Below are 6,871 nucleotides of genomic sequence, written 5' to 3' on the forward strand. Positions count from 1 at the left end.
CGCTGCAGCCGCTCGAAGGCGGGCCGCCATTTGGGGTTTTCGGGGGAGAGGCCGGTACCGGTGATGGCGACCAGTCGCCCTCCGGCGCGCAGACGGGCGAAAGCCGAAGAAAGATGCCGCCATGCCGCGTCGGCGACATGGCCGTCGACATAGGCGCCCACGCTGAAGGGCGGGTTCATCAACACCACGGACGGCTCGACGGCGCCATCGAGATGGTCATCGATATGGGCTGCGTCATGCCGGGAGACGCGGACGCGCGGAAATAGCAGGCCGAGCAGATCGGCGCGTGTCGCGGCAAGCTCGTTGAGCGCGAACGAAGCCCGGGCGATTTCGGCATACACGGCGAGCAGACCAGTGCCGGCCGAGGGTTCGAGAACGACATCCGACGAGGAGATCGCGGCGGCATGAGCCGTGATGAAGGCGAGCGGCAGCGGCGTCGATAGCTGCTGCATCACCTGGCTCTCGTCGGAGCGCCTTGTGTGGGTGGGAACGAGCTCGGCAATGCGTTTCATCATCGCCAGCGTTGCCTGCGGCGAGGATGAACGGGACAGGATCGCCGAGCCGAAGCGGCGGAGAAACAGGATCTGAGCGGCTTCGAGTGCCTCGTAGGCGTCCTTCCAGACCCAGAATCCCTGCGCGTCAGTGCCGCCGAAGCTGTCGGTCATGGCCGTGCGCAGAGCCGCGGTGGTGATCGGCTTGCCCTGTTCGAGGAAGGGAAGAAGCTGGGTCGCCGCCAGATGAATAGCTTGAGCGGTGTCGGCGGGGGTAGGTACTGACGCGGCGATGGGTGCGGCCGTTCGGGTGACGGCCGGCGGGGTCGTGACGATGTTCATGGGGATTTCCTTCGAGCGAGAGTGTCCGCCCTGCCGGCGCACTCTCTGCGCCGCGGCAAGGCCGAACTCCTCCCGGCCCCGCTCTCCCTCCGGCGACGTGGACGAAGCGAACCGGCAAAGAACTTTTGGTAGCTATCGGCCGCCTCTTTTGGGCAATCTGGGCTGCCGCGCCAGGCAGGATAACGGCGCGGCGAGCGCGTAGGCGAAGGTGTTGATCGCACAATCGATCAGCATCGGGCCGCGGTCAAACGGGCCTGATCCAAGCCGATAGATCGGCATGAATCTTCTGCGGTTAGGTTGGAACGCCGGAGCAAGGGCACAGGCCGGCTGGTTCCTGACGATTGTTGGCCCGGTTGCCGATCCCCCGGTTGGCGTTTCGCGACTGACGCAGTTCCGCGGCGCGCGCAAGGAAACGGGCGCGATCGGTTTCGTCACGGCGGACGCGAAATGTCTCATCGACAACGCCGTTCACCCTTGCCCACTGGTTCCATGAGAACGATCGGCCCAGGCCGACTGTCGTGTTTGTGCTCGGAAACCGGTTGGCGTTGCGCACCAGTTCTTCCCATGTGGCGCCGAACTAGATTTCATCGAAGCGGCTATGCCGACCTGTCAGCGCGTTGCGTTCGAGGAAGAGAGCGCGTTCGAGCAGATCGGGATGATGGGCGGCGAGCCAGAACAGCTCCCAGGTTTTACTCGCGGGACAGAAAAAACACGCCGATTTGATCGGGACGCAGTCGGCGCCGAGCACGGTGGCGATGATGTCGATGCGATCCTGCCGTGTCCATCCCAGCATCTGAAGAGGATAGAGGAAGTCGAAATCGGCATCGGCGGTCGGCAGCTTCTTTGATCGACGGATGTCGGCCGCGCTACAGTCATATCCGATCAGCTTGACGATGCGTTCACCGCGTTGCTGCGCTTCGATCCAGATCAGATGGGATGCGCTCGCATTGGGACCGGTTTTGCAACCTTTGATCGCCTGGTCCTGTACCTTTTGTTTCCACTTGATCGAACAGCTGCGCATCCCGAAGGCCAACGAAGGTAATGTCTCATTGGCGATGCAGTTGCCGTAAAGGTCGTCATAGCCGATTCCGGGAAGCGTACGTTTCCGGCATATGGTGATTGGTGGCCAGCCCTATTGCGCGAGGATGGATTGCATGCGGTCGAGATGCGCCATCGTCTCGGGCTTCTCGGCGACGAGATCGGCGAAGGTAATGATGCCTGGCGTGAAATCCGCGAGCTTCAAGGCGACAAGCAACGCGGTGGAATCGACGCCGGCGCCGTAGCAGACGGCCAGCAGACGGCCACCCAGTGCAGTGCGGAGCAGCCGGCGCTGTTGAACGATGAGAAGGCCGCCCGGGATGCGCGCCGCGCTTGCTGCGCGCGATCTGGCGAATTCCTGTTTCTGCATTTGCGGGCTCCATCAGGCAAAGCTCTGCCGTGGCTCCCGAAAGGCAGCGGCGGCGGGGAAGTTATGGGAATGGTGGCAGGTCGTCGGCCGCGGGATTGCGGAACCTACCTTAAGATGCGTCGCTCGACCTTGGCGATGACGGTACGCGCCAGGTCGCGCGCCGCGAGTTCGGCAAGAGACCAGGATTTGGTGACGGGCAATGCTTCGAGGACTTCAGCGCCGTCAGCATTTCGTCATTGGCGTCGAGCATGGCGAGACCGCGGACGATCCTGTCGCAGTCTTCGTTGAAGCGCAGGAGCTTGGTCCGCGACCCGCTGACCAGCGTACCGACATGGTGTTCGTTTCCCGGCTCCAGCGAGAACAGGTTGCGGCGCCCGGTAAAGACCGTACCGGTCGCGGCATAGTGGCCGGCCACGAGGTCTCCGGAAAGATCAGCCATCGTTCCGACCCTCCGCCTCTGCGATGACCTGTTCGGCATTGAGAAGGAAGGCGCTCAGCATGTTCGCCGCCTCGTTGCCGACCTTTAGATGCGGCGCGCGCCTGTAGGCATCATCCCTGAAACCGATCACTGCCGAGCGTAGTTCCTTCAGGGCATCGAGCAGCACAGGTCGGAGCCGCCCGTGACGGATCGCGGCGCGAAGACCCGCAAGGATGTCGGCGATGCCCTCCTGGGTCTCGTCGTCTTCGAAGCCGGCGACGAAGTGTTCCGCCATCATGAGCGCATCGACGGTTTCGTTGGGATTGTCTGGAGAGACAACAACACTGTCGATATGTGGCCGGGGAGCGCCATCGCCATCCGACTTCCCAGACGCGAGCGCCTGGTCGCGCTTCTGGAAATCCGCGAGCAGGTCTTCGCTCGTAGCTTGGAAAATGCCGTTTTCGGTAATGAGCGACACACTGGCGCCGAAGGTATCCGGTCGTTGGCTGGGATCGCTGATCCACTGGATGACGACAAGCTCCCGCGCCGTCGGCGATCGGATGATGATGTCCTGTACGACAAAATGCCAGGGGAACTCGCTGAGATCGACGAAGACAACACCATCGAGGTCGGGATCTTCCGCGGGGAGAATGGAGAGAACGCGCTCCCTGACGAACCTCTTCAGCAGGCTCTTGTTCGCCTGATCCGACGTGTCCATCGCCTCCATCAGTTCGCGTCGCGAGACGACGATGGGATTCATGGGGCCCGTGTCGGTGTAGAGTTCCAAGCCTTCATCGATTTCCGCACAATCGAGCACCTTGGACAGGATCAGCTTTTCGAGCGGCGAAATATCGGCGATCGGAAGTGCGGGATAGGTGGTGATCTTGGTCTGGAGACAGGTCATGGATTTGCCTTTCTGGAACGCAAAGAGTCCGGCGCTAGGCCGGGCTCCGAGTGAGGATGATGCCGTTGGCGGCTGGACGAGAATGTGCGGGCATGTGGGGCATGCGCTATCCGGACCATCGATCCGCTTGCTGCTCGAACCACGCGTCGAATTCGGCCTTCCGCCGCGCGCGTGTCTGCCGTGCGATTTCCGGCAGCTTTCGGGTGGGAACATCTGCGAGCCGTTCTGCCGCCTCTTCGATGGAGGCGAGGCTGAGATAGCGTTGGAGATTGGCAGCGAGCCGGGCGTTCTTTTTCGAGCGCCGCAGGATCGCGGTCGCGACTTCGTCACCGTCATAGTTCTCGAAGCAATTGTCGAAAGCCCGCGTCGGGCGGCGGCCGTAGGCAATGACCTTGGCCGCATAGTTGACGCGACCACGGAAGTTCTCCGGATCGTAGAGGCGTGACATAGTGTTTCTCCCTGGTTGAAGGGCCGGTCGGGCGGCTCTGGAAATGCGAAAGCCCGGCGATGCCGGGCTGCGGAAGACTGGTTCTATGTGATCAGGATGGTCCTGGAGCGCCTGGGCTGGGTTGCCTGCGCACGGTCAACGACGAAAACCTCGTCCGTGTTGGCTTCGAACAACTTCAGGATGCGGTTGCCGACGGCCACGCATTCGTTGATCCAGCACCGGTCGGTATTGCGGTATTTTGAGGCGCGGTCCGGTGGTACGTAGACGATGGTGAAGTGCGACAGCGTCTCGCCCGTGGGTGCGGCGTGGAAATATTCCTTCACCTCGATCACCACACCGCCGGTGTTGTAGGAGGTGGAGATTGTGTCTCCGGGCCGTACGAGCCCGGCTACCGTTGGCGCCCCGGGCGGCGTGCGCCGATATCGGCAACGATCGGGAGCACCAAGGGCCGCCGCATAGGTCGAATGCGCCTCGTAGGTCTGCGTGGCTGTCGACGACGTCTGCTTACGATGGGTCCGCATCGGTGGGCCCTCCCGTGTTGCCGCTATACGCCCTGATCTCCGCCATGCGGATGTCGATCTCTTCGTCAGAAAGGTCTTCGAGCAGCTTCGGAACCCTGTCTGGTCCGCCGCCGACGAGGACAAAGCGTTTGCCATGGTGCTTCGCAGGCCAGTCGCCAGGATCCGCTTCGCCGGCGATCCCCTTGAAGTCGGGATGCGTCGCACTCCAGATCGCTTCGAGCTTTTCCTCGCGGGTCATGCTGTCGGTCGCGCCGGTTTCGTGCGCGATGATGGCGGCGCGCATCTTGTCAGGTGATTGTCTGTCGCCAAGGTCGCAGAAGCCGTGAAAAAAACGTTCGCGGCCACGAATCCTGATCGCGAAGAACACGCTGGTGACGTTGCCGGCCTTGTATTCAGACAGGCCGAACATGCCGGATCTCTGGAAAAGCGGCGGCAGCAGCCCGAGCATGAAGTGATATTGGGCCGCCTCGATCTCGAACCATTCCGATGAATAGGGCTTGCCGGAAAGGGGATCGACAGCGGGATCATCGCGGTGATGATTGAACAGCCGAAACATCTCTTCGCGCGTGGCGACGCCGTAGAAAACCTTCCTGAAGGGTGGATGCCTGATCATGGAATTTCTCCTGAGCGCAGGTCGACGCCGCGCGGCGTGAATCGCGGTGTCGCAACTGCCGGGTGGTGTCGTTGGACGGCGGCTGGGCTGGCCGGCCGCGGTAGATGAGGGGATCAATCGAGCTCGAGCTTGCGCGGCGAGGTCGCTCGTGACGAGACACGGTGCGCCCGAACCACCGGCGCTGTTGGTATCTACCAGTCGAAGACAGGCAATTCCTTGACCTGGTCGGCGTCGCAATCGAGGACGATGTAGTCGAAGCCCTGTCGTCGGGCCCAGGTCATGACTTTGAAAAGTTCGTCGGGAATGACGTCCGGCCAGACACCGGCGTTCTCGTCATGGGCATAGAGGAACCAGCCATATTCACCGTAGGGCCCACCAAGGCAGGGCCAGTCCTTTGGCGGCGTATTGTCGAGCCGCCTGGCCGTGGTCTCCGAGACATGCGCGGTGGAGATCACGGCGAAACGATGGGTTTCGAGCGTGGTCATCGGAAAGCTCCGTGGTCTTGATATAAGAAAAGACGGGCGGCAGCCGGAAGAACAGCCAGACCCGTAGACGGCAGGTCCGGATCGGACGGGTGACAGGATTGCCGGCGAGAACCGGCCCTGATCACAGGTCGATTGTCATGCCGGCCCCACCTCCTCGTTCTGAAGGTCCCAGCCGGTTTGCCAGCGGGGATCGTCGAAATCGGGTGTGTCGATGGCGCCGGAGGACATCCCTTCGCGAGCGTCATGCTCGTCATCTGCCTCAACCTCGATCTCGATGCTGCGTGTGGTCCTGAAGACCTGGATGATCCTGATTCTGTGTCTTGCCATGTGAATGATGATCCTTCCTCACGTTGATGGACGGGGCAGCCTGCGGCATGGACAGACCGGTGGCGCTGCAGACTTCCGGTGCCGCGGGTGGCGGCTTCAGGCGGCGTGTCGATCGGGGGAATGCACAGCATCCCGGCCAACGCCCGTGATGGCGCGGACGGCCGCGGCGAGCGCCGGAATGTCGTCGAGCATGGCGAGCGCGACGAAGTGGTTGGCTCCGCCGGTATAGTCCTTGCGGCCCTTGCAGGTACGGATCAGGATGCCGTGCCCCGAGGACATGCCGAACTGGCCGACCTGGATGTAGACGGCGGTGTGATGCAGGGTCACTTCACCGGCGACGGCGATTCCCGCCTTGTTGGAACGCACTTCGTACGATCCGGCTGGCAGATGAAGCTCGGCGGCGAGTTTCTTCAGCCGCGAGCGGGCCGTCGTGTGAAAACGTCTTTTCTGCTGCTCGTCATAGGAGCAGCTTTTGGTCCAGTCGAACATGTTGATCTCCATGAAACGGAACAGGTCCGGGATCGCTTGCGCGACCCCGGACCTGTCGGAAGGTTGGCTCTGTGTGATGAAGTGATCAGGCGGCCGTGCGGCCCTCGACGACGTCGGCGCCGACCTCATCGGCGGTGACCTCTTCGAGATAAGCTCGGCTGTACCGGTTGCTAGCGAGCCAGCGCTCGGCGGCCTCGCGATCCCGGGCGAGGTGCAGGAGTTCCGAACTATCGCCGACATCCTGCAAGACGCGAACCATGCCGATCGCGGGACGCTCGACGATCTCGAAACGCAGGTCGCTTTCGACCGAATATGTGCGGCGCACCGAGAGGACGATGATGCCCGCTTGGCCGAAATCGCCCTCGTGCAGGGTAAAACAGGCCGGCGAACTGTAGGTTGGCCGTTCTCGCGGCGGTTCCTTTCTG

Annotated in this window: 11 protein-coding genes and 1 pseudogene; all 12 read right to left on the reverse strand. The window is 62.3% G+C overall.

The features are described 5' to 3' along the window. Nucleotides 1-833 (reverse strand): annotated as a pseudogene (locus NR193_RS32695) (methylase); the annotation flags it as partial. A 577-nt stretch (nucleotides 834-1,410) separates the two neighbouring features. Then, the gene (locus NR193_RS32700) at nucleotides 1,411-1,866 is read right to left on the reverse strand and encodes a hypothetical protein (protein ID WP_256754783.1); all 456 of its coding nucleotides are present in this window, start codon (nucleotides 1,864-1,866) and stop codon (nucleotides 1,411-1,413) included. A 99-nt stretch (nucleotides 1,867-1,965) separates the two neighbouring features. Further along, the gene (locus tag NR193_RS32705; protein WP_256754784.1) at nucleotides 1,966-2,241 is read right to left on the reverse strand and encodes a hypothetical protein; all 276 of its coding nucleotides are present in this window, start codon (nucleotides 2,239-2,241) and stop codon (nucleotides 1,966-1,968) included. A 109-nt stretch (nucleotides 2,242-2,350) separates the two neighbouring features. After that, entirely contained in the window at nucleotides 2,351-2,680 is a 330-nt protein-coding gene (locus NR193_RS32710; RefSeq protein ID WP_256754785.1) for a hypothetical protein, read from the reverse strand. Then, nucleotides 2,673-3,776, reverse strand: a complete 1,104-nt coding sequence (locus tag NR193_RS32715) for a hypothetical protein (RefSeq protein WP_256754786.1) — start codon at nucleotides 3,774-3,776, stop codon at nucleotides 2,673-2,675. The genes NR193_RS32710 and NR193_RS32715 overlap by 8 nt, the downstream gene beginning before the upstream one ends. Then, nucleotides 3,670-4,011, reverse strand: coding sequence for a hypothetical protein (locus tag NR193_RS32720; RefSeq protein ID WP_256754787.1), 342 nt, complete (start codon nucleotides 4,009-4,011; stop codon nucleotides 3,670-3,672). The genes NR193_RS32715 and NR193_RS32720 overlap by 107 nt, the downstream gene beginning before the upstream one ends. Nucleotides 4,012-4,094: 83 nt before the next feature. Next, entirely contained in the window at nucleotides 4,095-4,532 is a 438-nt protein-coding gene (locus NR193_RS32725) for a hypothetical protein (protein WP_256754788.1), read from the reverse strand. Next, entirely contained in the window at nucleotides 4,516-5,145 is a 630-nt protein-coding gene (locus tag NR193_RS32730; RefSeq protein WP_256754789.1) for a DUF1419 domain-containing protein, read from the reverse strand. Before NR193_RS32730 ends, NR193_RS32725 begins: the two co-directional genes overlap by 17 nt. Nucleotides 5,146-5,336: 191 nt before the next feature. After that, nucleotides 5,337-5,630: a hypothetical protein gene (locus tag NR193_RS32735; RefSeq protein ID WP_256754790.1), complete on the reverse strand. Its 294-nt coding sequence runs from the start codon at nucleotides 5,628-5,630 to the stop codon at nucleotides 5,337-5,339. Between the two features lie 135 nt (nucleotides 5,631-5,765). Next, complete coding sequence (locus tag NR193_RS32740) at nucleotides 5,766-5,957, reverse strand: hypothetical protein (protein WP_256754791.1); 192 nt, start codon at nucleotides 5,955-5,957, stop codon at nucleotides 5,766-5,768. A gap of 96 nt (nucleotides 5,958-6,053) precedes the next feature. Beyond that, complete coding sequence (locus NR193_RS32745; RefSeq protein ID WP_256754792.1) at nucleotides 6,054-6,446, reverse strand: hypothetical protein; 393 nt, start codon at nucleotides 6,444-6,446, stop codon at nucleotides 6,054-6,056. 85 nt (nucleotides 6,447-6,531) lie between these two features. Next, nucleotides 6,532-6,871, reverse strand: a 340-nt coding sequence (locus tag NR193_RS32750; protein WP_256754793.1) for a hypothetical protein, incomplete at its 5' end; no start/stop codon positions are given.

This window comes from Mesorhizobium sp. Mes31 (assembly GCF_024519675.1).
Classification (GTDB): Bacteria; Pseudomonadota; Alphaproteobacteria; order Rhizobiales; family Rhizobiaceae; genus Mesorhizobium.

Bases quoted from the DNA above. Each gene is read 5' to 3' on its own strand.
- NR193_RS32705 (WP_256754784.1), bottom strand. From the start codon at position 2,241: ATGCAGAAACAGGAATTCGCCAGATCGCGCGCAGCAAGCGCGGCGCGC.
- NR193_RS32710 (WP_256754785.1), bottom strand. From the start codon at position 2,680: ATGGCTGATCTTTCCGGAGACCTCGTGGCCGGCCACTATGCCGCGACC.
- NR193_RS32715 (WP_256754786.1), bottom strand. From the start codon at position 3,776: ATGTTCCCACCCGAAAGCTGCCGGAAATCGCACGGCAGACACGCGCGC.
- NR193_RS32720 (WP_256754787.1), bottom strand. From the start codon at position 4,011: ATGTCACGCCTCTACGATCCGGAGAACTTCCGTGGTCGCGTCAACTAT.
- NR193_RS32725 (WP_256754788.1), bottom strand. From the start codon at position 4,532: ATGCGGACCCATCGTAAGCAGACGTCGTCGACAGCCACGCAGACCTAC.
- NR193_RS32730 (WP_256754789.1), bottom strand. From the start codon at position 5,145: ATGATCAGGCATCCACCCTTCAGGAAGGTTTTCTACGGCGTCGCCACG.
- NR193_RS32735 (WP_256754790.1), bottom strand. From the start codon at position 5,630: ATGACCACGCTCGAAACCCATCGTTTCGCCGTGATCTCCACCGCGCAT.
- NR193_RS32740 (WP_256754791.1), bottom strand. From the start codon at position 5,957: ATGGCAAGACACAGAATCAGGATCATCCAGGTCTTCAGGACCACACGC.
- NR193_RS32745 (WP_256754792.1), bottom strand. From the start codon at position 6,446: ATGTTCGACTGGACCAAAAGCTGCTCCTATGACGAGCAGCAGAAAAGA.